Genomic DNA, 25,721 nt, shown 5'->3' on the forward strand with positions numbered 1-25,721 from the left:
TGTCTATGCGCGGCGCCGCCGTACATCGTCGGCCCCGCGCCCACATAGTCTTGCCGGGTGACCGCAACCGCACAGCCGGGTGGCCGATTCCGGGCCTGGTTCTTGGAAGGCATGGCAGCTCCGAAGTCCGGACCGCATGCCGAATCCGCCGAGAAGCCGCAGACCTGGTGGCGCGTGATGTGCCTGACGGGTCTCGATTACTTCTCGACGCTGGGCTACCAGCCCGCCATCGCCGCCCTCGCCGCCGGCCTGATCTCGCCCTTCGCGACGATCGTGCTGGTGCTGCTCACGCTGGCAGGGGCCCTGCCCGTGTATCGGCGGGTCGCGAAGGAGAGCTTCCGCGGCTCGGGTTCCATCGCCATGCTGGAACGCCTGCTTCCGTGGTGGGGCGGCAAGCTCTTCGTGCTCGTACTGCTCGGGTTCGCAGCAACCGACTTCATCATCACCATCACGCTGTCGGCCGCGGATGCCAGCGCGCACGCCATCGAGAACCCGTTTGCGCCCGCATGGTTCCATGGCGCCAACCTGCCCATCACCCTCGTGCTCATCACGTTGCTCGGCGCGGTGTTCCTGATGGGCTTCTCGGAGGCGATCGGGATCGCGACGATCCTCGTCGGCGTCTATCTCGTGCTCAACGCGGTCGTCGTGGCCGTGTCGATAACGCACGTCTTCGAGCATCCGATCCTGGTGCGCGACTGGTGGGGTGCGCTCAGCGCCTCGCACGGCAACCCGTTACTGGTGGCCGGGATCGCACTGCTCGTGTTCCCCAAACTCGCCCTCGGGCTCTCCGGATTCGAGACCGGCGTCGCAGTCATGCCGCAGATCAAGGGCGCCCCGGGCGACACCGACGAGAATCCGGCTGGACGCATCCGCGGAGCCGGACGGCTGCTGACCACGGCAGCCATCATCATGAGCTGCTTCCTGCTGACGTCGAGCTTCACCACCACGGTTCTCATTCCGCAGAAGGAATTCCAGCCGGGCGGCCAGGCGAACGGCCGTGCGCTGGCCTACATCGCCCACGAATACCTCGGGCAGGCATTCGGCACCGTTTACGACATCTCGACCATCGCCATCCTCTGGTTCGCGGGCGCCTCTGCCATGGCCGGCCTGCTCAACCTGGTGCCGCGCTACCTGCCGCGCTACGGCATGGCGCCGCAGTGGGCGAAGGCCGTTCGACCGCTCGTGGTCGTGTTCACGCTCATCGCCTACCTCATCACCGTGGTCTTCGATGCGAGCGTCGACGCTCAGGGCGGCGCATACGCAACGGGCGTGCTGGTACTCATCACGTCGGCATCGGTCGCCGTGATGCTCTCGGCCATGCGCAAACGGCAGAAGGGCAGGATGATCGCGTTCGCGGTCATCTCCGCGGTCTTCGCCTACACGATGGTCGCGAACGTCGTCGAGCGTCCTGACGGTGTTCGCATCGGAGGACTGTTCATTGTCGGCATCCTGACCGTCTCGATCCTCTCGCGCGTGCGCCGCTCGTTCCAGCTGCGCGCCACATCGGTGCGGCTGGGACTCACGGCAGCCGGCTTCGTCTCCGAAGATGCCGAGGAGTTCAGCGCCATCCGCATCATCTCGCACGAGCCGGACGGCGACACCGCAAGCGAGTACGCCAAGAAGAGCAAAGACGAGCGACGTTTCGCGCACATCCCGCAGGGCTCGCCGATCATCTTCCTCGAGGTGCTGCCGAGCGACTCCTCCGACTTCGAGGAAGACCTGGAGGTGACGGGCGTGGCGAAGCACGGCTACCGGGTGCTGCAGGTCACGAGCGGAAACGTGCCGAACACGATCGCCGCCGTGCTACTGCAGATCAGGGACGAGACGGGCATCGTTCCAGAGATCTACTTCCAATGGAACGAGGGAAACCCGATCGCGAACATGTTCCGTTTCCTCATCACCGGAACCGGTGAGGTGGCGCCCGTGACGAGAGAGGTCCTGCGCCAGGCCGAGCGCGATGCCAAGCGCAGGCCGCACGTGCACGTCAGCTGAGCCCGGGCGGGCGATCGCTACCTCGTCTAAGCGAGGAACCCGATCAGGATGCCGTGTCCGCGGTCGCCTGCGCGATCAAGGCGAGCACGGCGTTCGCGTATGCGGTCTCCGCGTCGCTCGCCTCGAAGCGTGCGCGCACGCCTTCGCGAGCGGTCTCCACGACATATTCACCGGCATCCGTTCGGCTCAGCGAGACGAAGGTGCCGCCGAGCAGCGAGCGCAACTGGTCTTCACGTGGCAGCCACACCGCCTTCTCCACCGCCACCGAGTCGAGCGCCCATTCGGTGGTTCCGTTGAACCCGAGGATCGTACCGGTGTCGAACTCGTGTGCCTCGATGGTCATCTCGCTCACCGTGAAGGTCTCACCGTCGAACTCGCCGGAGTCGATCGCGAACACGTCGCCGGATGCCGGATGCCATACCAGGCCCTGCTGTCGCAGCTCGCGTGCCAACTCGGTCGTGATCATCCCGCCATTATGCGTCGTGGGCCGCAGTGCATGCTGTCCGCTTTCCGGGCGGGCCCTTCACTACGGGCGCCCGAAGGGCGGCGCCGCGTCGTGTCAGGATGCCGGCACGAACTCCGCGATGAGGCACACCTCGAACGGGTCCCGGTTCACCCAGGTCTGGGAACGGGTCATCGTGTAGCCGGTCGCGTCGGCCAATCGTCGTAGCTTGTCCGGAGAACCGACGCGAGCATGCAGATGGTCATGCGTTCCATGCGGACGCCGCTCGGCTCCGTGGCTGATCGCCTCCGCCACCTCCGGAACGTCAGACGCGTCGTCCTGACGAAATCCGCCGACGACAACTCGTCCCGCTGGCGCGAGGAGTCGTCGCCAGGAGCGGAGCGCATCCTCTGGACTCGGGAGCAGGTGGAGCGCGGTCACGCAGGTGATCAGATCGAACGACGCATCGTCGAATGCAAGGTCGGCCGAGGCGTCCGCCACGACGAGTTCCGCATCGGGCAGATGCCGGCGAGCGACGGCGATCATCCCCGGCGAGATGTCGACGCCCGCCTTGCGAACCGACGCAGGCATCGCCCGCAGCACGAGCGCCGTGCCCGTCGCCACGTCCAGCACCGTGCGCACGCCGTCCATTCCCGCGAAGGCGACCGTCTGCTCGGCCAACGCCCGATGGAACGCCGACTCGTCGTAGTGGTCTGCACGCTCGTCGAACCCTCGTGCGATGTCGCGCGGGTTCTGTACCGCACCATCACGCTTGTTCCGGTCATCCTGCGTCTGCGACATCCCTTCATTCTGCCCGGAAGGCCGGGCAGAGGCGGGCGCCGCGGTTCGCGCAGAGCGGACGGAAATGGTCCGAAGCATCGTTGGCACTCTCACTATTAGAGTGCTAATCTGACCATAGTTGAGTCGCTTAGGCTCAACTCTTGAATCATCGTGGATCGAACGAAGGAGGATGTACCCATGGCAACCAACTACGACCCGTTCCGCGAACTCGACCGGCTGGCCGGCGCGATGTTCGGCGGCGGCCAGGGACCGAGGCTGATGCCGATGGACCTGTACCGCGACGGGGACACGTATGTGCTGAACGCTGACCTTCCAGGCATCGACCCGGGGTCGGTCGACATCGACGTCGACGGTCAGCTGCTGACCATCCGCGCCGAGCGCACGCTGTCGAACGGTGACGGCGTGAAGTGGATCACCCGGGAGCGTCAGTCCGGGTCGTTCCTGCGCCAGCTGAGCCTCGGCCAGGGCATCGACACCGAACGCATCTCTGCGACGTACACGAATGGCGTGCTCAGCGTCACCATCCCCGTGAGCGAGCAGGCCAAGCCGCGCAAGATCGCGGTGACCAGCGGTGCCTCTGGAAGCGAGAACGAGCATCCAACGGTGACCGTCGAGGAGAAGCGCGAGAAGCAGGAGAGACCGATCGGCGCATGATCGGTCCATCCGTTCAGCGGACACAAACGGTTCCATAGCGAAGGCGGGGCCGGGGCGAAAACCCCGGCCCCGCCTTCGTGCTTCCGAGCCCTACTGCTCCTCGTGGTGGTTCGGGTCTCCCCCGAACAACCGGCCGTCCGGCTTGCCGAGCGCGGTGATGGCAGCCACCTCGTCCTCGCTCAGCTCGAAGCCGAAGATGTCGATGTTCTCGTTCTGACGCTCCACGCCGCCCGACTTGGGGAGCGGTACGGAATTCAGCTGGACGTGCCACCTCAGCACCACCTGGGCCGGTGTCACGCCGTGAGCTGCGGCGGCATCTGCGATCGCCGGCTCGGACAGCACCGGAGAGTTCTTGCCGAGCGGGCTCCACGCCTCGGTGGCGATGCCGTGCTGTTCGTGGAACTCGCGCAACCGCTCCTGCGGGAAATACGGATGCAGCTCCACCTGGTTCACGGCGGGAAGCTCGCCCGTTTCGCGCTGCAGCCTCGTGAGGAACTCCTCGGTGAAGTTGGAGACCCCGATGGTGCGCACCAGGCCCCTGTCGCGCAGGTCGATCATCGCTTTGAAGGTCTCGACGTACCTATCGACGCTGGGATTGGGCCAGTGGATCAGGTAGACGTCGATCACGTCGATGTCGAGAGTCCTCCGCGACCGCTCGAATGAGGCCAAGGTCTCGTCGTAGCCGTGATGCCGACCCGGGATCTTGGTCTGCACGATCAGCTGGGAGCGGTCGAAGCCGGATGCCCGCATGCCGCGCCCGACGGCATCCTCGTTCCCGTAGTTCACCGCGGTGTCGATCAACCGGTAACCCGCTTCGATGGCCGTGGCGACGGCGCGTTCGGCCTCCCCACCGCGCAGTGGATAGGTGCCGAAGCCGATGGCTGGGATGGTCGTTCCGTCGTTCAGTTGCCGCTCGGGAATGCTCATGCGCCAACGCTACCGACCGCGCACGATGACGGCGTTCGCCCGGGCATGCGCACCGGACGGATAGCGTTGTGACATGCCCGACCCCCAAGCCACAGCAGGCCGCATCTCTGCCGACTCAGAAGCATCCGTGACCGATCGAAAGCACGCCCCGACACATCGTGCGGTGCAGCAGCCTCCCGTTGCCAAGCGCGTTCCGTTCACGCGAACGCACCACGGCGACTCCGTAGACGACCCCTACGAATGGCTGCGGGACAAGGACGATCCCGAGGTGATCGCGCATCTGGAGGCGGAGAACGAGTACACAGAGGCACGCACCGGTCACCTGGCATCGCTCAGGGATCGCATCTTCGACGAGATCCGTTCCCGCACGCAGGAGACCGACCTCTCCGTTCCTGTGCGGGAGGGGCGGTGGTGGTACTACTCACGTTCCTTCCAGGGCAAGCAGTACGGCGTGCAATGCCGCGCTCCGATCGCCTCCGAGGACGACTGGACGCCGCCTGCCGTAGCCGACGTCGACCCTGCAACGCCGGCCCTGCCCGGGGAGCAGGTGCTCTTCGACGCCAACGCCGAAGCCGAGGGACACGAGTTCTTCCGGCTGGGCACGTTCGACGTGAGCGCTGACGGCAGCCGCCTGCTCTACGCAGTCGACATCATCGGGGACGAGCGGTACACATTGCGCGTACGTGACCTCGCCACGGGAGGCGACCTCTCCGACGAGGTGCCCAACACCTCGGCCGGCGCGGCGCTCTCCCCCGACGGCCGTTACGCGTTCTATGCGACGGTCGACGACGCATGGCGTCCAGACACCATCTGGCGGCACGAGCTCGGCACGGCGGCCTCAGCCGACGTGGCCGTGCACCACGAGGCGGACGAGAGATTCTGGGTCGGCGTCGGCGTCACTCGCAGCCGGTCGTACATCGAGATCGGCGTCGGATCCTCGATCACGAGCGAGTCCAGATTGATTCCGGCATCCGATCCCACAGCGGCCCCGGTCGTCGTGTGGCCGCGGCGTGAGGGCGTCGAGTACTCGGTCGAGCACGCGCTCGTAGCCGGCGAAGACAGGCTGCTGATCGTGCACAACGACGGCGCTGAGGACTTCGAGCTGGTGGATGTCGCGGCATCCGACCCGCAGGGCGAGCGGCGCGTCATCCTTCCGCATCAGCCTGGGCTGCGGCTCGAATCGGCCGACGCGTTCGCCTCGCGAGTCGTCGTCGAGTACCGCAGGGAGGCGCTCACGAGGGTCGCGGTGCTGCCGCTGCGAGATGCGGGCTACGGCGAGCTCCGCGAGCTCACGTTCGACGAGCCGCTCTACACGGTGGGCACGGCCGGCAATCCCGAGTGGGCGCAGCCGGCGGTGCGTCTCGGTTACGGATCCCTCGTGACACCGTCTACCGTCTACGACTGGTTCCCGGATGCCCCCGATCGCGCGTCCGAACTGCGTCTGCTGAAGCGGCAACCGATCCTGGGCGACTACGACCCGGATGCCTACGAGCAGCGTCGCGAGTGGGCGCGAACCGACGACGGCACTCTCGTGCCCATCTCGCTCGTGTTCCGCAAGGACCTCGTCTCACCGGGCACCCCGGCGCCGCTCGAGCTGTACGGCTACGGCTCCTACGAGCACAGCATCGATCCCGCCGTCTCGGTGGCGCGTCTGTCGCTGCTCGACCGTGGCGTGGTGTTCGCCATCGCGCACGTGCGCGGCGGCGGCGAGCTGGGGCGCCACTGGTATGAGCACGGCAAGCTCACCCGCAAGCGCAACACGTTCACGGATTTCGTGGCCTGCGCACGCCACCTCATCGACGGCAACTGGACGATGCCCGACCGGCTCGTCGCCGAGGGCGGCAGTGCCGGGGGCCTGCTGATGGGGGCCGTGGCGAACCTCGCGCCCGAACTGTTCGCCGGCATCCTGGCCGACGTGCCCTTCGTCGACGCGCTGACGAGCATCCTCGATCCCGACCTTCCGCTCACCGTCATCGAGTGGGACGAGTGGGGCGACCCGTTGCACGACCAGGCCGTGTACGAGTACATGAAGTCGTACACGCCGTACGAGAACGTGCGGCAGGATGCCGGCGGCTACCCGCGCATCCTCGCCGTCACGAGCCTGAACGACACCCGGGTGCTCTACGTCGAGCCGGCGAAGTGGGCCGCGCGCCTGCGCGAGGCCGGGGCCGACGTCTTGCTGAAGACGGAGATGTCAGCTGGGCACGGCGGCGTGAGCGGGCGTTACAACGCGTGGCGTGAGCGGGCCTTCGAGCTGGCCTGGCTGCTCGACGTGCTCGGACTCGCCGCGCATCAGCCGAACAGCAGCGCCGCCTCGTCGTAGCGGTAGTCGGGAACGGTGTTGAGGCCGCCCGTGGCGTCGGCGATCGAGACGATCTCGACGTCGGTGCCTTTCAGCGAAACCATGGAACCCCACTGTTCGGTCTGAGCCGCGTCGACAGCCGCCATGCCGAGGCGGGTCGCTAGCACTCGGTCGTACGCGCTCGGGACACCGCCGCGTTGGATGTGTCCGATCACGGTTGCACGCGACTCGATGCCCGTTCGCTCCTCGATCATGGGGGCGAGGAGTTCGCCGATGCCGCCGAGACGTGGCCGGTTGAAGGCGTCGAGCCCCTTGTGCGAGTGCGCACCCTCCATCGTGTCGAGGTGGAAGCCCTCGGAGACCACCACGACGGGCGCCCGGCCACGGTCGCGCACGTGCTCGACCCATTCGCAGATCTGGTCGATGGACTGCGGCCGCTCCGGGATGAGGATGGCGTGCGCGCCGCCTGCCATGCCGGAGTGCAGAGCTATCCAGCCGACGTGCCTGCCCATCACCTCCACGATCATGCACCGTTGGTGGGACTCGGCTGTCGTTCGGAGCCTGTCGATCGCCTCGGTGGCGATCTCCACCGCCGTATCGAAGCCGAACGAGTAGTCGGTGGCCGCGAGGTCGTTGTCGATGGTCTTGGGCACGCCGATCACCTTGAGGCCGCCCTCGTCGACGAGACGACGGGCCGCGGTGAGCGTTCCCTCGCCCCCGATCGCGATGATGGCGTCGATGTCGTTCTCGTCGAGCATCCGCTGGATTCTCTGCGGCCCCCCGCCGTCGCCCTCGAACGGGTTCGTGCGGCTCGAGCCGAGGATGGTGCCGCCCTGCCTGGAGAGGCCGCGCACGCTGTGTCTGTCGAGCGGAACGATGTCGGCGTTGACGACGCCGCGCCAGCCGTACCTGAATCCCACGAACTCGTCGCCGTACACGCGATCGCCCTTGAGCACGGCCCCGCGGATGACCGCGTTCAAGCCGGGACAATCACCGCCCGAGGTGAGGATTCCGATCTTCATCTGTGCGCCTCTTCCAGGTATGCATCGATACGTCAACGATCATGCCTGAGGCGGTCTGCCTGCTCCAAAACGGCCGGTCCCCGGCGGTCTCATGTGTTCGGCCCTTTGAGAACGCGCTCCAGTTTCGAGGAGCTCTTGGAAGGTGCACCCCCAGCCTCGACCACCACGGCCTCAAGCCCGTCCAGCAGCTCGTTGCGCGCCCGACGGCTGTCGGGCGCAGCTGCAGACAGCTCGATCTCCCACTCGCGCCATTCCTGCCTGGCGCCCGTCAGCAGACTCTCCCCCGTCACGTGGTCGTCGCAGTACTCGGCGACCGGGTAACCCGCGGCATCCAACAGACGACGAACCACCCGATGGTTGCGCACGCGCGCTACCGGTACGAGCTCTCGGTCGCCTACCACCTCGCGCACCTCGTCCCTGACCCAGTCGGGAACGGATGCTCGCGCTGCCGCTTCGGACTCCTCACCGAGCGACCAGTGCTGCTCCGTGCGGCCCTCGTCGGCCTCGCGCTTGATGTGCCAGCCCGCGTCCGGCCCACCCTCGCGCCTGCGCAGTGCGACGCGTGCCCTGGCCAGCGCCAGGTCGGGCGTGTCGTAGTAGACGGCGTCCAACTCACGCACCTCCGGCACCTCGATGACCGCGATCGGCCCGACGCCGACGAAGGCCGGCTCGCCCGCGCCATCGCTCACGTCGTATTTGCGCTCGATCTCGATCGTCGATGTTCCGTGCTGCTTGCTCATCTTCCCAGTCTTGCGCAGCTGTCAAGCGCCGTTGACCTCCACCGGGGCCCCTCGCGACCCACGAGCGGGCGGGGCTACCCTGGCTGCATGACTGAGCACGCCAATGCAGTTCCTGCCGATTCCGATCCGGAGTACGACGAGTTCGCGGCCGCTCAGGAGGGCGACTACGAACCAGAGATCAACGAGGAAGCCGTCCTCGCCGACGAAGACGAACGTCCGATCGACATCGAGGCCGACGAAGGCTACCCCGATGAAGAACGCGTGGTCGTGTTCGACGACGAGCTCGACGAGGACGACGTCTGAGGTCTTCGTCGACTACAGCGCGTCGCGCAGCAGCGAGATGAGTGCGTCCAACTGCACCGAGTCGGCCGATCCGGGTTCGACGTCGACGCCGTCGAGCGCGCGCAGGGCAAGCGACTGTTTCGAGTCGATGAGCTCGGCGATCTTGGAATCGATGGTCTGAGCGGCGATGATGCGCCAGGCGGTCACCGGTTCCTCCTGCCCGATGCGGTGCACCCTGTCGATGGCCTGCGTCTGCTCGGCCGCTGTCCAGCTGAGCTCGGCCAGCACGACGTTGGATGCCGCCTGCAGGTTGAGCCCGACACCGGCGGCGGTGAGTGAGCAGACCGCTACAGACACGCCCGGGTCGCTGTTGAAGGCGTCGATCTCGCGCTGTCTGGTCAGTGTGGTCTGATCGCCTCGGATCGAGACGCTGCGCAGTTCTCTTGCGGCGAAAGCCTCTTCTGCCTGGTCCATCACGTCGATGTGCTTGGCGAAGAACACCACCTTGCCAACGGATCGAGCGAGCTGGGCCGCGTAGTCCGCTGCAAGTGCCGCCTTGGCCTGGCCGATCTTGCGAACCATGGTGAAGACGTTCTCGCCCGTCTTCTGACCCTTCGACTCCTCGAGCTCAGCATGCGCGACCATGCGGATGAGATGCTCACGGCGCTCGTCCTCGTCGCTCGAGACGGATTCGCCGACGCCCGCCGCCTGAGCGCGACGGTAGCGCTGCACCAGTCGCGACGACAGTTCTCGCTCGGCTTCCTTGATGGACCTGCCGAGTTCGTCGTCGAGCTCAACCGGCAGGTCGACCACGCGGCGGGAGGGAAGGTCTGCTGCGACGTCGATCTTCTTGCGTCGCACGATGCCCATGTCGATGACCGCTTCTCGCGCCGCTGTGTAGAAGCCGGGATCGGCGGGAGTGAGCTCGGTCTCGTCGAGTCTCTCCATGAGCTCCGCCGTCGGCTTGGTTCCATCGATCCAGCCGAGGAACTGCCAGATCGCCCTGAAGTCGTCGATGTCGTTGATCAGCGGCGTTCCGGTGAGCGCGACCATCAGCGGGTCGGAGACGGTGTGGCGGATGGCGTCGGCGAGCCCGAGCACGTAGCGAGAGCGCTGCGAGTGCAGGTTCTTGATGAAGTGCGCCTCGTCGACCACCATGCCGCGGAAGCCGAGTTCCGACAGCCATGCCAGGTGCCGGTCGAGAACCTCGTAGTTGACGATGACGACGTCCGCGAATGCATCCAGGCCCTCTCCGTCGCCGTGGATGACCGTCGCTCGCCGCTGAGGAGTCCACAGCTCGACCTCGCGCGCCCAGTTCATCTTCACCACGTTGGGCACGACGGCCAGCAGCGGATACGCACCGGCGACGGATGCCGCGAGCACCGACTGCGCCGTCTTGCCGAGCCCGGGCTCGTCGGCGAGCAGGAAGCTGCGATGCCCCTGCCGCACCGACTCCACGAACCGCGCCTGGTGCTTCATGAGCTCCATGCCGGACGGAGAGTACCTGTCGATCTTGGGGGCTTGGGGAAGCTCCATGCTGGCTGCCTGTCCCCCTGACCCGTACTCGAACGACTTGAAAAGCGGGCCGAGCAGTTCCCAGGAATCAAGGCGCCGGCGCGGGGCGGGTGCGGAGTGGCTCGCGAGCGCGAAGTCGGGGGCGAGGAATGGGTTGGAGAGTTGCCTGGCACGCACCGACTGCGGAATCACCTGCTTCTGCGCCAGCTCGGGCGACAGCAGCACCTCCTGCTTCGGCTTGGGCGCCTCGGTGGTGATGATGAGGTCGTCGGGCTCGAGCTCGACGCCGGACTCCAGCAGCCAGTCTCTGCGCATCTTCTGGGCGGCCGGGCTGGGCGGCGCTGACGACTCGAGCAGGGCGATGAGCGAAGTGTCGCGGGCGGCGGTCTTGGCGAGGATCGTTGCGATTCCGTCGAGTCGCTTGAGCTGCTCTGCCCTCGCGGCATCGTTGAGATCGGGATCCGTCTTGGCCCTTGCGCGTTCCTCGCGCATGAGCAGTGCGATCACCTGGAACTTGGTGCGGTTGGTCGGTCCGAGCTTCTTGCCCGTCACGGCCTTCGACTCGACCTCGCGCACGCGGCGCGCGAGCACGGGGATGAGCCCGTCGTTGTTCGAATGACGAGACCCGGAACGGCGGGATGCCTGAGCGGTGCGATCGCCGGTGTGCGGCATGATCCTCCTGTGCGTGAGGGCCCGCGCAGATGCGGGCCGCTCCTGGTGGGGCGGCGGGGTGGCGGCGCTTCCGCCCGCATGCGTCCGGTCACGTCGTGAGACGCCATGATGACGAGACCGATGCGGGGGGCAATCGTTGAAGCCCGATGGTCGCCTGCGATGCAGCCGACGAGACGTGTCCGGCGGATGCCAGAACCCCGACGGTGCCCCATTTTACGGCACTTCGGCTGCTTGCGTGACCATAGAACCACGCGGGCGCGTCGAGTGTGTTGTCGAATGCCTCAGCCGGCTCCGTGCAAGGCGTCCAGCAGGACCACTGCTTGATTGTGCTGCTCGTCGTGCGCGCTGTACAGCAGGGTCACCTTGCCGGCGGCACCCTTGTCTCTCAGAGCCTCAACGGCCGGGTTGCCGTGCAGCTCGGCGAGGTAGCGAACGCGGAACTCGTCGAACTTCGCCGGGTCGTGTCCGAACCACTTGCGCAGGTCGGTGCTGGGTGCGACATCCTTGTTCCACTCGTCGAGCCGCGCTTGCTCCTTGCTCAGTCCCCTCGGCCACAGCCGGTCGACGAGCACCCGGTATCCGTCATCGGGCGAAGGTGCTTCGTAGGCACGCTTGATCGCGAAAGGCATGTCACTTCCTTCCCGATCCGCCGGCCTTTCCGCCGTAGCGGCCGGCCGGACCCTGCCTGCCCTCTTCGGCCGGCACCTTGATGCCGATGCCCGCGGCGATGAACACGACGGCCCCGGCCAGGTGTAGGAGCCTGAGCCACAGGTCTGGGATGGGGAGCGGCCACACGGGGTTGAACACGACGGCTATCGGCACGAGCCCGATGAGCCACCAGTACGCCTTCGCCTGCACGGCGAACACGCACATGATGAGCGCGAGGATGGCCACCGCGAAGAGCACCCAGACATACCAGGAGCCCCCGATCAGAGCAAGCGCGGCGATCAGGACGATAGCGCCGAGCAGCCCGGGCAGCAGGGCGAGGCGGGCGAGGGTGGGTGCTGAGCCAGGTCGGGACATCGTGGCAGAGCCTACCCGCATGCTCCGGCGCGGTCGTGCCACGCCGGACGGTTCAGCAGTGGCCCTTGCGCAGCAGGAAGCCGAACCGCTCGCCCGCATCCACCGCGACGACGACGCTGCACTCGGTCAGCAGCGCGCCGAACGTGTCTCCCGGTACCGGGAGCATGGTGAAGCGGCGACCTTCTGCGTCTGCCGCGAGTCCGGCGACCGCGAACGCGACATCGCTGAGCTCGTCGTCGCTCTCGATGACGATGGGAGCGTCCGGGTCGAGCGGGGTCACGTCCAGCATGGCTGCCGCCACCGCTTCCACGGATTCGGGAGGCAGTCGGATGCCGTCGGGAGCGTGATGCTCCGGGCTCACGATCGCGATCCACGCTCCGCTGGGTGCCTCGTCGAGGGCGTGCAAAAGCGCACCGGACATCAAGGGGGACAGATTTTTGAGCACGCGGGTACCTCCTTGCGCCTTTCGGGTCGGCGCAACGCCTTCGGGTGGCGTTTCGGGTCCTGAGGATCCGCCGCCAGTGTAAGAAGGCCCGGGCGGGCCACGACAGTCCCCTGTTCGGGGCCGACGACGGCGCGTGAGATCGACCCCCGCCCGAAATTCCCGCGCACCGCCTAGCCTGGGACCGTGATCGACGACATCAAGAAGCGGGCCCTGCACCGTGCGCGCATCCTCACGGGCCAGCTGCGCGGGCTCGAGAAGATGATCGAGAACGAGGACTATTGCGTCGACATCCTGACCCAGTCCCTTGCCATCCAAAAGTCGCTCGGCTCGTTGAACAAGCTGCTCGTCGAGAACCATCTGCGAACGCATGTCGCCGAGCAGTTCGAGGCCGGCGGCGACGAGCGCGAGCGCGCGGTGGAGGAACTGCTCAGGGTGTTCGAGCTCTCCAACAACCGGGGCTGACCTTGGCGCGAGACGACGCCCCGGCATTTCGCACGGTGAACGGCGTGCGATTCGAGACCGTGCTCGGTGACATCACTCAGCAGCGCGTCGACGCCGTCGTCAATGCTGCGAACTCCTCGTTGCTCGGCGGTGGCGGCGTCGACGGCGCAATCCACCGGGCGGGTGGGCCGGACATCCTCGCCGAGAGCCGCCAGTTGCGGAGTACCCGGTATCCGGACGGACTGCCGACGGGTGATGCGGTGAGCACGACAGCAGGTCGCCTTCCGGCGAGGTACGTCATCCACACGGTGGGGCCGGTGTGGTCGCAACGCGAGGACCGAACACCGCTGCTGCAGAGCGCGTACGCGAGATCACTCGAGGTCGCGGGTGAGCTGGGGGTGGCATCCGTCGCCTTCCCTGCTGTTTCAGCCGGGGTCTACGGCTGGCCGATGCAGGGCGCCGCAAGCGTCGCTGTGAGCACGGCCGTGACACGTGCGCCCACGATCGATCGACTCGAACTCGTGCGCTTCGTGCTGTTCTCGCCTGAGGCGCTTACCGCGTTCACCCGCGCACTCGAAACCGCCGCGGACTGACCAGGCACTGCCCGCCCGCATGCGACGCCTGAGCTACCTGCGGTGCCGCAGGTGCTCGCGCGGAAGCAGAATGGGCCGGCTGGTCGGGGGCACCCTGTGAAGGGTCTCGAGTGCTCCGCGCAGTTCGGAGGCCCAGACCTCGTAGCCGTTCTCGTTGAGGTGCAGGGAGTCGTCGGAGAACTGGGGGTCGATCGCGCCGTCCTCACCTGCCAATGCGGGCCACAGGTCGAGGTACTGCGCCCTGACGGTCGAGGCGAACTGCCACAAGTGGCGGTTGACGTCTTTGATCGTCTCCGCGTACGCGGCTTCGCGCGGCATGACGGATTGCACCAGAAGCTGAGAGTCGGGAAGCTCTCTGCGTAGCGACACCAGGATCATCTCGATGTTGCGAACGATGTGCTCGGCGGAACGACGCCAGGCGAGGTCGTTGGTGCCGATCAGGAGCACCACCGTGTCTGGCTGCAAAGCGATGATGTCGTCGAGTCGGGCGAGAACGGCATCCGTTGTGTCGCCTGCAACGCCGAGGTTTCGCGACCGCTCGTCGGGGAACCACTCGTCCCAGCGACCGCCTGCCGTGATGCTGTCTCCCACGAAGACGGTCGACACCTCGTCAGACATGTCGCTCCTTCCGCCGCGGAACTCCTATCATCGCCCGTTACGGCGGCGACGCGCGACCACTTGACTAATGGTCGGAGAACAGTCAGCAACCGAGGACTGAATCGACGCCGTCGAAGGTCAGCGCATGCTCTTGGTGTGCCAGACGGTCTTCGTCTCGACGAATGCCGAAATCCGGTCGAGCGAACGAACGTCGAGCTCGCCGCCCGCCGGGGCAAGCACGCGCTTCAGCGTCTCGGCGGCGGAGATCTGCAGATCGACCCAGTCGAGGGTCTCGCCACCCGTGAGATCGAGCGCGTTCACGTCGGAATGCGACGCCAGCCAAGGCGCGATCTCGGCGGGCGAGCCCGTGAGCACGTTGACGACACCACCGGGGACGTCGCTCGTCGCGAGCACCTCGGCGAGCGAGATGGCCGACAGCGGATGCCTCTCGTCGGCGACCACGACGACGACGTTGCCCGTCACGATCGCCGGCGCAACGACGGCGACCAGCCCGAGCAGCGAGGATCCGCCCTGCGGCGCGATGGCCGCGACGACTCCGGTCGGCTCGGGCACGGAGATGTTGAAGTACGGTCCGGCAACCGGGTTCGCGTTGCCAGTGACCTGCGCGTATTTGTCTGCCCAGCCCGCATACCAGACCCACGCGTCAATGGCCTCGTCGACCTGCGCAGCGGCATCCTCGCCCGAGAGGCCCTCGGATGCCCGCACCTCCTCGACGAACTGCGCGCGTCTGCCCTCCAGCAGCTCGGCCACACGGTAGAGCACCTGTCCGCGGTTGTACGCCGTCACGCCCGACCATCCCGCCACAGCCTTGCGTGCGGCGACGACCGCGTTGCGCGCGTCTTTGCGGGATGCCTTTGCCGCATTGGCGAGGAATCCGCCGTCAGCTGCGACCACCTCGTAGGTACGGCCCGATTCGCTGCGCGGGAACGCTCCACCGATGAACAGCTTGTACGTCTTGGGTACTGCCAAGCGGCTCATCGGGCGGACCCTTCCTTCTTGCTGCGGCGCTTCGCCGCAGACGACGACTGCGATGCGGAAGCGTCGCCTCGCTCGGCTACTGCTGCCGCCCTTCTTGGCGGCGCGGAACGCGGCGCCAGGTAAGCGGCCAGGCCGTGCCTGCCGCCCTCGCGGCCGTAGCCGGACTCCTTGTACCCGCCGAAGGGCGAGGCGGGATCGAAACGGTTGAACGTGTTCGCCCACACCACGCCTGCGCGGAGCCGGTCGGCGACGGCGAGGATGCGGCTGCCTTTGTCGGTCCAGATGCCCGCCGAGAGCCCGTATGGCGTGTTGTTCGCCTTCGCTATCGCCTCGTCGGGTGTGCGGAACGTGAGCACCGATAGAACCGGTCCGAAGATCTCTTCCCGCGCGATGCGGCTCGACGTCGAGACGTTGTCGAAGATCGTCGGCGCGAACCAGAACCCACGATCGGGGATGGCGCACTCCGCCGTCCACCTGTCGGCGCCCTCGGACTCCCCCACGTCGCTGAGCTCGCGGATGCGCTGCAGCTGCTCGGCCGAGTTGATCGCACCGATGTCGGTGTTCTTGTCCAGGGGGTCGCCGAGTCGCAGCGTCGCGAGCCGTGTCTTCAGCCTGTCGACGACCTCGTCGTGCACGCTCTCCTGCACGAGCAGGCGGCTCCCCGCGCAGCACACGTGCCCCTGGTTGAAGAAGATCCCGTTCACGATGCCCTCGATCGCCTGATCGATGGGAGCGTCGTCGAAGACGATGTTCGCGGCCTTGCCGCCGAGCTCCAGGGTGACCTTCTTGCCCGTGCCCGCGACGGATCTCGCGATCTCGCGCCCCACCGCGGTCGAGCCCGTGAACGCGACCTTGTCCACATCCGGGTGATTGACGAGCATCCTGCCGGTTTCGCCTGCACCCGTGAGGATGTTGACGACCCCGGCCGGAAGCCCCGCCTGCTGCACGATCTCTGCGAACAGCAGCGCGGTCAGAGGCGTCGTCTCGGCCGGTTTCAGCACGACCGTGTTGCCCGCGGCGAGCGCGGGCGCGATCTTCCAGGCCAGCATGAGCAGCGGGAAGTTCCACGGAATGACCTGGCCGGCAACGCCGAGCGCCCTCGGGTCGGGACCGAGACCGGCGTGATCGAGCTTGTCGGCCCATCCCGCGTAGTAGAAGAACCAGGCGGCCACGAGCGGAACGTCGACATCCCGGCTCTCTTTGATCGGCTTGCCGTTGTCGAGGCTTTCGGCAACGGCAAGCTCGCGTGCGCGCTCCTGCACGATGCGCGCGATGCGGAACAGATACTTTCCCCTGTCCGAGCCGCTCATACGCGACCACACCCGGTCGTACGCGCGGCGGGCGGCGGCGACCGCAAGGTCGACGTCGTGCTCGTCTGCCGCGGCGATCTCGGCGATCGTCTCCTCGGACGAGGGCGAGATCGTGCGGAACGCCTCACCGTGCCCGTCCACGAAATCGCCGTCGATGAAGAGCCCGTAAGAGGGCCTGAGGTTGAGGATCGCGCGCGACTCAGGTGCGGGCGCGTAGTCGAGGAAGGTCATCGGGTCTCCAGATCCGCCATTGCTCGGTCGGTTCTCGTGCGGCGCACCGTCCCCGAAAGGGGCTCGGTGCTTGCCATGGGCGGGGTGCTCACGAGGCGCTCAGTCGATGGTCACGTAGTCGGCGCCCGAATAGTGCCCGGTCTCGAGCTTCTGCCGCTGCAGGAGCACGTCGTTGAGCAGGCTCGACGCGCCGAAACGGAACAGCTGGGGCGAGAGCCAGCGCTCACCTGCGGTCTCGGCCACCGTGACGAGGTAGCGCACGGCATCCTTCGAAGACCGGATGCCGCCGGCCGGCTTCACACCCACGAGCTCGCCGGTCAGACGGTGCCAGTCCCGCACGACCTCGAGCATCAGCAGCGTGACGGGAAGGGTGGCCGCCGGGGAGACCTTGCCCGTCGACGTCTTGATGAAGTCGGCTCCCGCGAGGATCGCGAGCCAAGACGCGCGGCGCACGTTGTCGTAGGTCGCGAGTTCTCCGGTCTCCAGGATCACCTTCAGATGCGCGCTCGATCCGTCGGGCCGGCGGCACGCCTCTTTGACGGCCACGATCTCGTCGAAGACTTCGCCGTACCTGCCGGAGAGGAATGCACCGCGGTCGATCACCATGTCGATCTCATCTGCTCCAGCGGCCACGGCATCTGCCGTGTCTGCGAGCTTCACGTCGAGGGATGCGCGTCCGCTGGGGAACGCGGTGGCGACGGCGGCCACGCTGATCGTTCCGCCGGATGCCGCATGGTGCGATCCGAGGGCCTCGACCGCGACAGGAACGAGATCGCCGTAGACGCACACCGCCGCCACCTGTGGGCACGTGGCATCAGAGGGATCGGGCATGACCGCCTTTGCGGCCAGAGAGCGCACCTTTCCCGGGGTGTCGGCGCCTTCGAGCGTCGTGAGGTCGATCAGCGAGATGATCGTGTCGAGCGCCGTCTTCTTGGAGGAGGTCTTGATCGACCTGGTGGCGAGCCCGGCCGCTCGTTGGTCGAGTCCCACTGCGTCCACGCCAGGGAGCCCGAGCACGAAGCCGCGCAGACTGCGCTCGCTGAGGTCGGTGCCTACCACTGTGCGGGCGATGTCGAGTGTCATGACGCGTGCTCCCTCGACATCCGCTTCTCGGCGTGCGGCCCGCCTTGTTCGCCTGAGTACACCGACTGCCTCTCCTCGGGTTGCCTCTGCCCTGGGGTGTGCTCGCCGGGATGCCTATGCGCCGCGACCTGCACCTGTTCCCTCGAGCCTCTGCGTGCCTGGTCGTTCTGCGTTGCCGGCTCCTCGAGCAGCGCGGCCGCGGTCAGATCATCGGTGATGAGCACGGTGCACAGCCCATTGGTGACCAGTGCTCGCGCCACCTCGTGCTTGCCTTCGCCCGCGACCACCGCGATCGCCGTTTCGGAAGCCCTGATCCGCTCGAGCGAGAGCCCCACCGTGCGCGAGTCGAGTTCGGCATCGACGGGCTTGCCGTCCGCCCCGATGAAGCGGCCGACGATGTCTCCCACCGCTCCCTTGCGCACGAGCGACTGCACCTCGTCTGGCGTGAGGTAGCCGCTGTGCACGAGCGCGGAATCGGCCCCGGCCACCCCGGCGCTGAAGACGTAGGCCTCGGCGTGCGCGGCGCGGTCGAGCACACCGGCGATTGCACGGTCGTGCTCGATGCTGCGCTTTGTCGCAGTGTGCTCGAGGATCGCGGGGATGGGCAGCACGTGAGCAGACCCGGCCGCCTTCTGGGCTATCACGAGCGCAGTTGCCGATGCGGTGTCACCGTATTTGGTGAGGCTCAGCCCGCCGTTGATCTGCACGACGCCCACGCCGTGCGCCCAGCCGCGCGGCAGGCACGCTGCCACGTCGTGCATGGTTCGGCCCCAGCTGACGCCGAGCGTCTGCGGGGCGGGACGCAGCGTTGTGAGGTAGTCCGCGGCAGCCTGGGCGACGCGGCGCTGCAGTTCCTCGGGTGAGGTGACACCGGCCGACGAGGCGACGACGATGTCCTTCAAGCCGAACCGCTTCTTCACGGCCTGCTCTGCCAGCACACGTCTTGCCCTCGGGTGCACGATCTCGATTCGCACGATGCCTGCCGCCCGCGCCTGCGCGAGCAGCCGACCCACCTTCCACCTGGTGATGTGGAGTGCCGCACCTATCTCGTCTTGCGTGCGACCCTCGTCGTAGTAGAGCTCTGCTGCACGTACGGCGAGCAGTTCGTCTGAGGAGTTCATAGCGCCTTCAAGGATAAGAAGGCGGTTCACTTATGAGCAACGCGGATGCCTCGCTCTGCTCATCTGCGCACCTGGGCAAACTCACTGCTCGCCCGCGCCGACACGCAACCGGCTCAGTGCAGCGTGCGTCCCATGATGGTGCGGGTGAGTGCGGCGACGGGCTCTGCCGCCGCCCGCGGGTTCGCCAGCAGGCTGAACTCGACCTGCCCGAGTTCCGGCAGCCCCAGCCTGTTCGTCACCTTCACGAGATCGTTCGGGATGATCGTGCGCGGGAAGGGCGCGACGCCCAGACCCGCGCGCACGGCCGCGAGCACGCCGTTGACCTCACGCGTGTTGCACGTGATGCGCCAGACCCTTCCGGCCTCCTCCAATGCGTCGATCGCCATCTGCTTGCTGATGCTCGGATCCTGATATGCGATCAGCGGCACGGGATCGTCGGGCGCGAGTTCGGTCTTGTCCAGCCCCATCCACACCAGGTCGTCAGTGCTCACCCGGTCACCCTCTGGCGAACCTGCCATCTGCTTGATGAAGATCAGGTCCAGCTGCCCCGCCTTGAGCCTGCGATGCAGCGGCGTGGACTGGCTCACCGTGAGCTCGAGGTTGATCTGCGGGTACGCCTGCCGGAAGTCGCGCAGAATGCTGGGCAGCTGCGTGATCGCCAGGTCGTCTGCTGCACCGAACCGCAGACGACCTCGCATGGCGGTTCCGCTGAAATAGCTGTCTGCTGCGGCGTGGGCGGCGAGGATGCTGCGCGCGAAGCCAGCCATGGCATCCCCGTTGTCGGTCAGCCGCACCTGGCGCGTGTCCCGGTCGACGAGGATGCGTCCCGCCGCCTTCTCGAGCCTGGCGACGTGCTGGCTGACAGTCGGCTGGCTGACGCCCAGGCGCTCCGCGGCGCGCGTGAAGCTCCCGGTCTCGGCGACGGCGAGGAAGGTTGCGAGCAGGTCCGGGTCGAACATGCTCGAAGCATACATTCGCAAACCCAATAGGAGTTATAGGTCTGATTGTCTTCGGGAATGGGATGCCCCTGGTTAGCGTTGAAATACACGTTCGACCAGCCGATTACTCGAGAGCCACCGTGACAGCCAGTTCCGCAACCGATTCAGCCGAAACCCTCCTCACCTCCCCTGTCCCCGTGCTCGAGCGCCGCCCGCCGTGGCGCGACACGTTCTCGTCGCTGCGTGTTCCGAACTACCGCATCTACGCCGGCGCCCAGGTCATCGCGACCACCGCGCTGGGCATGCAGCGCGTCGCCCAGGACTGGCTCGTCCTCCAGCTCTCCGGCAGCGTGGCGGCGGTCGGAGTCACCGTGGCAATGCAGTTCGCGCCGATGCTGATCTTCGGCCTGCTCGGCGGCGTGATCGCCGACAGGTACTCGAAGCGCATGCTTCTCATGCTGACGCAGTCGACGGCGGCGCTGCTTGCGGGCATCCTCGCGGTCCTGATCCTCACCGACACCGTGCAGGTGTGGCACATCTGGGCGCTCGCCTTCATCGGCGGTTTCGTGACGGTCGTCGACAACCCGGCACGCCAGGTGTTCGTCAACGAGATCGTCGGGCCGAAGCTGCTGCGCAACGCGATCAGCCTGAACTCCTCGACGTTCCAGCTCGGCGCCCTCATCGGCCCGGCGGTGGGCGGCATCGCGATCAGCGCCGTCGGAAGCGGCTGGGCGTTCGCGATCAACGCGTGCGCGTGCCTCGTGGTGGTGGGCGCACTGAGCATGATGGACACCAAGGCGCTGCTGCAGAGCCCGACCACACCTCGTGGGAAGGGCCAGCTGGCGGAGGGGCTGCACTACGCAGCACGCAAACCCGCCATCCTGTTCACGATCATCGCTCTCGGCGCCGTCGCCATGTTCGCCTACACGATGCCCGTTCTGCTCGCCGCCTACGCGAACGACGTCTACAAGGTGGGATCGGCCGGATACGGGTTCTTCAACTCGCTCGTCGCGGTCGGCGCACTCACGGGCGCCGTGCTGTCGACCCGCCGCATGGGCGTGACCCTGCGCCTCGTGATCGGCGGGGCCGCGGTGCTCGGTCTGGTGCAGGCATCCGCTGCGCTCTCCCCCGACATCGTGGTCTTCGCGGTGCTCATGGCGCTCAGCGGAGCGGCCAGCCTGCTGTTCCTGACGAGCGCGAACTCTCTCGTGCAGATGTCGACCAACCTCGGCATCCGTGGCAGGGTGATGGCGCTGTACATCCTCGTGCAGCTGGGGGGACAGGCACTCGGCGGCCCCGTGATGGGCTGGGTCGTAGAACGCTTCGGACCTGCGTGGGGGCTGGCGGTGTCCGGCATCGTGCCGCTGGCGACAGCCGCGGTCATCGCGCTACTCGTGATGCGCAGGTCTCACCTGCACGTGAGGGTGCGCAGAAACGGGCGGATGCCCGCCCTCGCGCTCGTCACGGAGCACGGTTCCCGCTCCCCTAACCTGGAGTAATGACCCCGCCCCTCGCTCTCGCCGTCGATTTCGGCGGCACCAAAGTCGAGTCCGCTCTTGTCACCGCCGAAGGCGAGGTGCTGCCGGGTTCCCGGTTCCGGGCACCCACCGGGCGGGAGGCGGCGAGCGAGCAGCTGCAGGCATCCGTGCGCGAGGTCATGGAGGCCGCGCTCGACGCCGCCGAGGGACATGACCTCATCGGCGTCGGCATCGGCTGCGCAGGCCCCATCGATCGTTCGCGTGGACTGGTCTCGCCGCTGAACGTGCCGAGCTGGCGGGACTTCGACCTGCGTTCGTTCGCCTGCTCCGTGCTCGAGGCTCGCGGAGTCGAGATTCCGGTGACGTTGGAGATGGACGGCGTCGCCATCACGATGGCGGAGCACTGGGTCGGGGCCGCGCAAGGCATCGACAACGTCATGGGCATGGTGGTCTCCACGGGCATCGGCGGAGGGCTCATCGTGGGCGGGCGTGTGATCACGGGTCCGACCGGCAATGCGGGCCATATCGGGCACGTCGAGGTGGCGGGTTTTCAGGGCGAGGACACCTTCGGCAAAGCCACGTCGCTCGAGGCCATCGCGAGCGGGCCGCACACCGTCGCATGGGCACGCCGACAGGGATTCGCGGGTGCGAACGGCGAGGCCCTCGCCGCCGCATATGCCGCCGGGGATCCGGTGGCGCGAGAGGCGATCCAGCGCACAGGACGTGCCGTCGGGCAGGCGATCGCCAGCGCGACAGCGTTGCTCGATCTCGAACTCGTCGCCATCGGTGGCGGCTTCTCGCAGGCGACGCCCGACCTGTTCGATGTGATCAACGGCACCATCGCCGAACACTACTTCGAGTTCGTGCGCAAGGTGCGCGTCGTTCCCTCCGGGCTCTCCGGCGAGGGGCCGCTCGTGGGTGCGGCGGCCCTTGTGCACCGCTCCGAACTTCTGCCGCCTCTGTAGGTACGAACCTCAGCCGTCCCTGTGGCGCTAACGAGTGCTCGCGCTTCGCGCACGGGCCTTCGCAGCGAAGTGGTCCTCGAGCATGCCCGGCCTCGCGACCACGGTGCCGGCGAAGACCACGGCGACCGCGGTGACCAGTAGGAACACCAGCGGCCAGAGCCATCCGCCTGTGGCGTCGTGCAATGCGCCCACGACGATCGGCCCCAACGCGCCCAGCACGTAGCCGAGGCCCTGCACGAACCCGCTGAGCGCGACGGCGCCTTCGTGCGTGCGCGTGCGGAGATTGATGAGAACGAGGCACAACGGGAAGAGGAGCGGCCCGAGGCCCGCCAGCACGACCCACAGCCACGTCGCTACACCCGGCACGAGAATGAGGCCGAGGTACCCGGCGATGAAGAACGCGGCTCCCAGGTAGACCAGCAGCCCGACGTTGCGCATGCGACTGGCGAGTGTGGGAATGAGCAGGCTCGCCGGTATGCCGATGCCGGCATACAAGGAGAGCAGGGCGCCGGACTGCGCGGCATCCGTACCCGCGGTCTCGTGAAGGAGTTCGGGCAGCCACGCGAACAGCGCATAGGCATTGAGCGACGACGCGGCGAACGTCACCGCCATCGCCCACGCCAGAGGTGCGTGCCACACCCGCCCCATCGCGGCTGCGCCCGGTTCATCGACCTCCGCGTCGACGCGGCGAGCCTCCGGTCGTCGTACAAGCACGGCGAGCCAGGGAACCGCCGCCACCAGACCCAGGATGGCCCACATGCCGACGGAGTATCGCCAGCCCGCGGACTCGGCGACGGGCACTGCAACGAGCGGAGGTACGAGCGTGCTCACGGCGAGAACCGTGGCGTAGAGGGACGTCATGAGGCCGACGCGATCCGGGAAGTACCGCTTGACCAGGGGTGGGAGGAGCACGTTGCCGACCGCCATGCCCGCGAACGTCAGAACGCTTCCCGCCGTGAGAATCCAGAATGAAGGGGCGAGGCCTCTGATCAAGTCGCCCGCCACGATGGCGGCGAGCGCGATCACCATCACGACCTCGAGACTGGCCTTGCGCGTGAAGAGCGGCGCGACGAGGCCGAAAACTGCGAAGCAGATGGGCGGAAGCGCGCCGAGGAGCCCGATCCCGGTCGCCCCGAACTGCACGTCTTTCGTGATCTCGCCGAAGATGGGAGAAAGCGCGGTGACTGCGGCGCGGAGGTTGGCGGCGACGAGCAGGATGCCGAGCAACGCGAGCGCGCGGCCGGCCCACAGCGGCTTGGCGGAAGTCTTCGGGTGGGTCACACCCCAGTCTTTCACAGCGGCCGCGGCCGGTCTCAGCTCGCCGGTGGCCGGCACCTCAGCAGTGTGAGGGCGCCGCGAAGCGTCGTCTCCCCCGCCGCGTGCGGAACAAGCACGGTGCTGCCTTTCGACAACGGAACGGATCCGCCGCTCCACTCGAGAACGCCCTCGCCGTCGATGACGACGATCACGGCATATCCGGCCGCGAGCATGGCATCGCCCGAAGCGACCGTTCGGATCCGATCGGCACGGAAGACGGCATCCGCCTCGGCAGGGAAGAGCGGCGTGATCTGCGCACCGGCGGCATCACGCGTCTGACGGGAGGAGCTGAGTTCTGCGATTCGGGCCGATGGCACCGCCGAGCGGTCCAGGTTCGACAGCGCGGTCGCCGCGTCGAGGCCCAGAAGTGCGCCCTTCTGATCGAGGTCCGGGAATCCTTCGTACTCGACGAGGATCGACAGGTCGACGGGCTGCTGAAGCTCCACGAGCGTGATGCCAGGTCCTATGGAGTGCGGCAGGCCGGCAGGCACGTAGAGCGTGTCGCTCTCGGCCAGTTCGACCCGGTTCATGGCGGCGAGCATCGATGGGACGTCCTGGCTCTCGAACCATTCGAGCACCTCGGCCGCCTCCACCTCCCGAGAGAAACCCAGGTAGGCGTAAGCAGGGCCGTCGGTCGCGACGATGGCCCACGCCTCAGTCTTTCCGCTCGAGTGGGCGAGCACGTCGCGGGCGAACTGCGTGGTCGGGTGATAGTGCACGAAGAGGCGCTGTCGCGTGTCCAGGAGCTTGACGAGCAGCATGGGATCGTCGCCGAAGGCACCGACGTGCTCCTCTCCCAGGTACTCGATGGGCCTCGCCGCGATCGCATCGCGCAGTGGCGTGCCGTCGGGGAGCACCGTGAGCCCGACACCTCCACCGGCGAAGACCTCCGTCGCTGAGGCGACGAAATCTTCAGGCATCCTCTCTCCGGCTGGGTCGTCGCCGGGCGGAAGGCCGCGAAAGCGCAGGATGCCCTCACCGCCGAGATACGGACGCTCGGCCGGTCGATTGGGCTGCAGAACCACAGGCGCCAACGGGCTCTCGAATGCGGTGGACTCGCTGGTCACGTCGCCTGCTCCTCGTCGAGTGCTGGGGCGTCCCCGGCTGGCGCCCCGACTCGATCCAGGTTAGAGGAACGACTCCCAGCATCGCGTTCGAACGGCGTGACAGGATGTTGCGCAGACGGAGGCGGGACAATGCGACGGGACATGGGCGAGGAGCTGGCCCACACTCTTGAGCAGCTGGCAGACATCCTCGAGGCGCTCGACGCCGATCAGTGGGGCCGACGAACGCTCTGCGAGCGATGGACCGTGCGCGATGTCGCCGGTCACATCGTGTGGCGCGTCGGCTCCAGCTATCTGGAGATGATCCGCACGGCGCTGCCGATGCTGACGCTGTCACGCATGACGCTGGACTCGCTCATCGAGACCGTCAGCAGACAGGAGGCCGAGGCCACGAGCCCCGACCAACTGGTGAGCCGGCTGAGACGCATGGCTGCCCTCCGACTGGCCGGAATAGGCCGCACCGGGTTGAGCGATCTCATCGAAGCCGTCGTGCACTCCTACGACATCGTTCAACCCCTGGGGGCATCGATAGAGGTGAGTCCAGAGACGACGCGCAGCGTGGCGCTGCGCGGCCTGCTGCTTGCGCCTGCCGACCGGCGCGCGGTGGTGGGTGCGCACACGCTCCACGCGACGGACGCGGGCTGGGCGATCGGCCCAGGGCCGGCCAAGAGCACCGGTGTCATCGAGGGCACGGCGCGCGGCATCGTGCTCTACCTCTACGGCCGTACCCCCGTTGCAGCCGAAGCGGGCCCAGCAGAGTAGGAGGT

General features: G+C 67.2%; 26 protein-coding genes. 9 read left to right on the forward strand and 17 right to left on the reverse strand.

Features of this window, described 5'->3' with window-relative positions; all coding sequences use genetic code 11:
* Positions 1 to 111 precede the first annotated feature (111 nt).
* The gene (locus tag ACO2Q7_RS15400) at positions 112 to 1,992 is read left to right on the forward strand and encodes an amino acid transporter (protein WP_423356915.1); all 1,881 of its coding nucleotides are present in this window, start codon (positions 112 to 114) and stop codon (positions 1,990 to 1,992) included.
* A gap of 43 nt (positions 1,993 to 2,035) precedes the next feature.
* On the opposite strand, the gene ACO2Q7_RS15405 is transcribed toward ACO2Q7_RS15400, so the two are convergent.
* Positions 2,036 to 2,458 carry a hypothetical protein gene (locus tag ACO2Q7_RS15405; RefSeq protein WP_423356595.1) on the reverse strand — a complete coding sequence of 141 codons (423 nt, stop codon included), beginning with the start codon at positions 2,456 to 2,458 and terminating at the stop codon, positions 2,036 to 2,038.
* Between the two features lie 93 nt (positions 2,459 to 2,551).
* Positions 2,552 to 3,235, reverse strand: a complete 684-nt coding sequence (locus ACO2Q7_RS15410) for a class I SAM-dependent methyltransferase (protein ID WP_423356596.1) — start codon at positions 3,233 to 3,235, stop codon at positions 2,552 to 2,554.
* 177 nt (positions 3,236 to 3,412) lie between these two features.
* On the opposite strand from ACO2Q7_RS15410, the gene ACO2Q7_RS15415 reads away from it, so the two are divergent.
* Positions 3,413 to 3,889, forward strand: a complete 477-nt coding sequence (locus tag ACO2Q7_RS15415; protein WP_423356597.1) for an Hsp20/alpha crystallin family protein — start codon at positions 3,413 to 3,415, stop codon at positions 3,887 to 3,889.
* 90 nt (positions 3,890 to 3,979) lie between these two features.
* Here ACO2Q7_RS15415 and ACO2Q7_RS15420 read toward each other — a convergent pair whose 3' ends face one another.
* The gene (locus ACO2Q7_RS15420; RefSeq protein ID WP_423356598.1) at positions 3,980 to 4,816 is read right to left on the reverse strand and encodes an aldo/keto reductase; all 837 of its coding nucleotides are present in this window, start codon (positions 4,814 to 4,816) and stop codon (positions 3,980 to 3,982) included.
* Between the two features lie 73 nt (positions 4,817 to 4,889).
* On the opposite strand from ACO2Q7_RS15420, the gene ACO2Q7_RS15425 reads away from it, so the two are divergent.
* Complete coding sequence (locus ACO2Q7_RS15425; protein WP_423356599.1) at positions 4,890 to 7,139, forward strand: S9 family peptidase; 2,250 nt, start codon at positions 4,890 to 4,892, stop codon at positions 7,137 to 7,139.
* Here the strand turns inward: ACO2Q7_RS15425 and ACO2Q7_RS15430 are convergent.
* Both ACO2Q7_RS15430 and ACO2Q7_RS15435 read right to left on the reverse strand, forming a co-directional pair.
* Positions 7,109 to 8,140 (reverse strand): 6-phosphofructokinase, encoded by a 1,032-nt coding sequence (locus tag ACO2Q7_RS15430; RefSeq protein WP_423356600.1) that lies wholly within the window; start codon positions 8,138 to 8,140, stop codon positions 7,109 to 7,111. The two genes, ACO2Q7_RS15425 and ACO2Q7_RS15430, sit on opposite strands and share 31 nt — an antisense overlap.
* Positions 8,141 to 8,229: 89 nt before the next feature.
* Positions 8,230 to 8,880: a CYTH domain-containing protein gene (locus ACO2Q7_RS15435; protein ID WP_423356601.1), complete on the reverse strand. Its 651-nt coding sequence runs from the start codon at positions 8,878 to 8,880 to the stop codon at positions 8,230 to 8,232.
* A gap of 87 nt (positions 8,881 to 8,967) precedes the next feature.
* Here ACO2Q7_RS15435 and ACO2Q7_RS15440 point away from each other — a divergent pair, with 87 nt between their 5' ends.
* The gene (locus ACO2Q7_RS15440) at positions 8,968 to 9,183 is read left to right on the forward strand and encodes a hypothetical protein (protein ID WP_423356602.1); all 216 of its coding nucleotides are present in this window, start codon (positions 8,968 to 8,970) and stop codon (positions 9,181 to 9,183) included.
* 12 nt (positions 9,184 to 9,195) lie between these two features.
* Here the strand turns inward: ACO2Q7_RS15440 and ACO2Q7_RS15445 are convergent, their stop codons facing one another.
* The 4 genes from ACO2Q7_RS15445 to ACO2Q7_RS15460 form a co-directional block, all read right to left on the reverse strand.
* On the reverse strand, positions 9,196 to 11,349 hold the full coding sequence (locus ACO2Q7_RS15445) for a DEAD/DEAH box helicase (RefSeq protein ID WP_423356603.1): 2,154 nt from the start codon (positions 11,347 to 11,349) through the stop codon (positions 9,196 to 9,198).
* A gap of 281 nt (positions 11,350 to 11,630) precedes the next feature.
* The gene (locus tag ACO2Q7_RS15450; protein WP_423356604.1) at positions 11,631 to 11,978 is read right to left on the reverse strand and encodes a DUF488 domain-containing protein; all 348 of its coding nucleotides are present in this window, start codon (positions 11,976 to 11,978) and stop codon (positions 11,631 to 11,633) included.
* A 1-nt stretch (position 11,979) separates the two neighbouring features.
* On the reverse strand, positions 11,980 to 12,372 hold the full coding sequence (locus ACO2Q7_RS15455) for a DUF6804 family protein (protein ID WP_423356605.1): 393 nt from the start codon (positions 12,370 to 12,372) through the stop codon (positions 11,980 to 11,982).
* 52 nt (positions 12,373 to 12,424) lie between these two features.
* Entirely contained in the window at positions 12,425 to 12,817 is a 393-nt protein-coding gene (locus tag ACO2Q7_RS15460; protein WP_423356606.1) for a hypothetical protein, read from the reverse strand.
* Between the two features lie 183 nt (positions 12,818 to 13,000).
* Here ACO2Q7_RS15460 and ACO2Q7_RS15465 point away from each other — a divergent pair, with 183 nt between their 5' ends.
* Both ACO2Q7_RS15465 and ACO2Q7_RS15470 read left to right on the forward strand, forming a co-directional pair.
* Entirely contained in the window at positions 13,001 to 13,279 is a 279-nt protein-coding gene (locus ACO2Q7_RS15465; RefSeq protein WP_423356607.1) for a metal-sensitive transcriptional regulator, read from the forward strand.
* 44 nt (positions 13,280 to 13,323) lie between these two features.
* The gene (locus ACO2Q7_RS15470) at positions 13,324 to 13,851 is read left to right on the forward strand and encodes an O-acetyl-ADP-ribose deacetylase (RefSeq protein ID WP_423356608.1); all 528 of its coding nucleotides are present in this window, start codon (positions 13,324 to 13,326) and stop codon (positions 13,849 to 13,851) included.
* Positions 13,852 to 13,884: 33 nt separating this feature from the next.
* Here ACO2Q7_RS15470 and ACO2Q7_RS15475 read toward each other — a convergent pair whose 3' ends face one another.
* The 6 genes from ACO2Q7_RS15475 to ACO2Q7_RS15500 all read right to left on the reverse strand — a co-directional run bounded on the left by ACO2Q7_RS15475 (position 13,885) and on the right by ACO2Q7_RS15500 (position 20,151).
* Positions 13,885 to 14,469, reverse strand: coding sequence for a GDSL-type esterase/lipase family protein (locus ACO2Q7_RS15475; protein ID WP_423356609.1), 585 nt, complete (start codon positions 14,467 to 14,469; stop codon positions 13,885 to 13,887).
* 117 nt (positions 14,470 to 14,586) lie between these two features.
* Positions 14,587 to 15,447: an aldehyde dehydrogenase family protein gene (locus ACO2Q7_RS15480; protein WP_423356610.1), complete on the reverse strand. Its 861-nt coding sequence runs from the start codon at positions 15,445 to 15,447 to the stop codon at positions 14,587 to 14,589.
* A complete protein-coding gene (locus tag ACO2Q7_RS15485; protein ID WP_423356611.1) occupies positions 15,444 to 16,988 on the reverse strand; it encodes an aldehyde dehydrogenase family protein in 1,545 nt (514 codons plus the stop codon). Before ACO2Q7_RS15485 ends, ACO2Q7_RS15480 begins: the two co-directional genes overlap by 4 nt.
* A gap of 99 nt (positions 16,989 to 17,087) precedes the next feature.
* A complete protein-coding gene (gene deoC, locus ACO2Q7_RS15490) occupies positions 17,088 to 18,071 on the reverse strand; it encodes a deoxyribose-phosphate aldolase (protein ID WP_423356612.1) in 984 nt (327 codons plus the stop codon).
* Entirely contained in the window at positions 18,068 to 19,192 is a 1,125-nt protein-coding gene (locus ACO2Q7_RS15495; protein ID WP_423356613.1) for a sugar-binding transcriptional regulator, read from the reverse strand. The genes deoC and ACO2Q7_RS15495 overlap by 4 nt, the downstream gene beginning before the upstream one ends.
* A gap of 113 nt (positions 19,193 to 19,305) precedes the next feature.
* Positions 19,306 to 20,151 carry a LysR family transcriptional regulator gene (locus tag ACO2Q7_RS15500; protein ID WP_423356614.1) on the reverse strand — a complete coding sequence of 282 codons (846 nt, stop codon included), beginning with the start codon at positions 20,149 to 20,151 and terminating at the stop codon, positions 19,306 to 19,308.
* 119 nt (positions 20,152 to 20,270) lie between these two features.
* Between ACO2Q7_RS15500 and ACO2Q7_RS15505 the strand changes: the two genes are divergently transcribed.
* Both ACO2Q7_RS15505 and ACO2Q7_RS15510 read left to right on the forward strand, forming a co-directional pair.
* On the forward strand, positions 20,271 to 21,629 hold the full coding sequence (locus ACO2Q7_RS15505; protein ID WP_423356615.1) for an MFS transporter: 1,359 nt from the start codon (positions 20,271 to 20,273) through the stop codon (positions 21,627 to 21,629).
* Positions 21,629 to 22,573, forward strand: coding sequence for an ROK family protein (locus ACO2Q7_RS15510; protein WP_423356616.1), 945 nt, complete (start codon positions 21,629 to 21,631; stop codon positions 22,571 to 22,573). The genes ACO2Q7_RS15505 and ACO2Q7_RS15510 overlap by 1 nt, the downstream gene beginning before the upstream one ends.
* A gap of 27 nt (positions 22,574 to 22,600) precedes the next feature.
* On the opposite strand, the gene ACO2Q7_RS15515 is transcribed toward ACO2Q7_RS15510, so the two are convergent.
* Together ACO2Q7_RS15515 and ACO2Q7_RS15520 are read right to left on the reverse strand one after the other, a co-directional pair.
* Complete coding sequence (locus ACO2Q7_RS15515) at positions 22,601 to 23,908, reverse strand: CynX/NimT family MFS transporter (RefSeq protein ID WP_423356617.1); 1,308 nt, start codon at positions 23,906 to 23,908, stop codon at positions 22,601 to 22,603.
* Positions 23,887 to 24,957, reverse strand: coding sequence for a class I mannose-6-phosphate isomerase (locus tag ACO2Q7_RS15520; protein WP_423356618.1), 1,071 nt, complete (start codon positions 24,955 to 24,957; stop codon positions 23,887 to 23,889). Before ACO2Q7_RS15520 ends, ACO2Q7_RS15515 begins: the two co-directional genes overlap by 22 nt.
* A 129-nt stretch (positions 24,958 to 25,086) precedes the next feature.
* Between ACO2Q7_RS15520 and ACO2Q7_RS15525 the strand changes: the two genes are divergently transcribed.
* Positions 25,087 to 25,716: a maleylpyruvate isomerase family mycothiol-dependent enzyme gene (locus tag ACO2Q7_RS15525; protein WP_423356619.1), complete on the forward strand. Its 630-nt coding sequence runs from the start codon at positions 25,087 to 25,089 to the stop codon at positions 25,714 to 25,716.
* Positions 25,717 to 25,721 lie beyond the last annotated feature (5 nt).

The sequence above is a fragment of the Rathayibacter sp. KR2-224 genome, from assembly GCF_049446075.1.
GTDB lineage: Bacteria > Actinomycetota > Actinomycetes > Actinomycetales > Microbacteriaceae > Humibacter.

Excerpts from the sequence above, each read along its gene's own strand:
- deoC (WP_423356612.1), bottom strand. The coding sequence starts at position 18,071 with ATGACACTCGACATCGCCCGCACAGTGGTAGGCACCGACCTCAGCGAG.
- ACO2Q7_RS15410 (WP_423356596.1), bottom strand. The coding sequence starts at position 3,235 with ATGTCGCAGACGCAGGATGACCGGAACAAGCGTGATGGTGCGGTACAG.
- ACO2Q7_RS15450 (WP_423356604.1), bottom strand. The coding sequence starts at position 11,978 with ATGCCTTTCGCGATCAAGCGTGCCTACGAAGCACCTTCGCCCGATGAC.
- ACO2Q7_RS15500 (WP_423356614.1), bottom strand. The coding sequence starts at position 20,151 with ATGTTCGACCCGGACCTGCTCGCAACCTTCCTCGCCGTCGCCGAGACC.
- ACO2Q7_RS15425 (WP_423356599.1), top strand. The coding sequence starts at position 4,890 with ATGCCCGACCCCCAAGCCACAGCAGGCCGCATCTCTGCCGACTCAGAA.
- ACO2Q7_RS15400 (WP_423356915.1), top strand. The coding sequence starts at position 112 with ATGGCAGCTCCGAAGTCCGGACCGCATGCCGAATCCGCCGAGAAGCCG.
- ACO2Q7_RS15455 (WP_423356605.1), bottom strand. The coding sequence starts at position 12,372 with ATGTCCCGACCTGGCTCAGCACCCACCCTCGCCCGCCTCGCCCTGCTG.
- ACO2Q7_RS15525 (WP_423356619.1), top strand. The coding sequence starts at position 25,087 with ATGCGACGGGACATGGGCGAGGAGCTGGCCCACACTCTTGAGCAGCTG.
- ACO2Q7_RS15510 (WP_423356616.1), top strand. The coding sequence starts at position 21,629 with ATGACCCCGCCCCTCGCTCTCGCCGTCGATTTCGGCGGCACCAAAGTC.
- ACO2Q7_RS15485 (WP_423356611.1), bottom strand. The coding sequence starts at position 16,988 with ATGACCTTCCTCGACTACGCGCCCGCACCTGAGTCGCGCGCGATCCTC.
- ACO2Q7_RS15405 (WP_423356595.1), bottom strand. The coding sequence starts at position 2,458 with ATGATCACGACCGAGTTGGCACGCGAGCTGCGACAGCAGGGCCTGGTA.
- ACO2Q7_RS15420 (WP_423356598.1), bottom strand. The coding sequence starts at position 4,816 with ATGAGCATTCCCGAGCGGCAACTGAACGACGGAACGACCATCCCAGCC.
- ACO2Q7_RS15495 (WP_423356613.1), bottom strand. The coding sequence starts at position 19,192 with ATGAACTCCTCAGACGAACTGCTCGCCGTACGTGCAGCAGAGCTCTAC.
- ACO2Q7_RS15475 (WP_423356609.1), bottom strand. The coding sequence starts at position 14,469 with ATGTCTGACGAGGTGTCGACCGTCTTCGTGGGAGACAGCATCACGGCA.
- ACO2Q7_RS15430 (WP_423356600.1), bottom strand. The coding sequence starts at position 8,140 with ATGAAGATCGGAATCCTCACCTCGGGCGGTGATTGTCCCGGCTTGAAC.
- ACO2Q7_RS15480 (WP_423356610.1), bottom strand. The coding sequence starts at position 15,447 with ATGAGCCGCTTGGCAGTACCCAAGACGTACAAGCTGTTCATCGGTGGA.
- ACO2Q7_RS15445 (WP_423356603.1), bottom strand. The coding sequence starts at position 11,349 with ATGCCGCACACCGGCGATCGCACCGCTCAGGCATCCCGCCGTTCCGGG.
- ACO2Q7_RS15415 (WP_423356597.1), top strand. The coding sequence starts at position 3,413 with ATGGCAACCAACTACGACCCGTTCCGCGAACTCGACCGGCTGGCCGGC.
- ACO2Q7_RS15435 (WP_423356601.1), bottom strand. The coding sequence starts at position 8,880 with ATGAGCAAGCAGCACGGAACATCGACGATCGAGATCGAGCGCAAATAC.
- ACO2Q7_RS15440 (WP_423356602.1), top strand. The coding sequence starts at position 8,968 with ATGACTGAGCACGCCAATGCAGTTCCTGCCGATTCCGATCCGGAGTAC.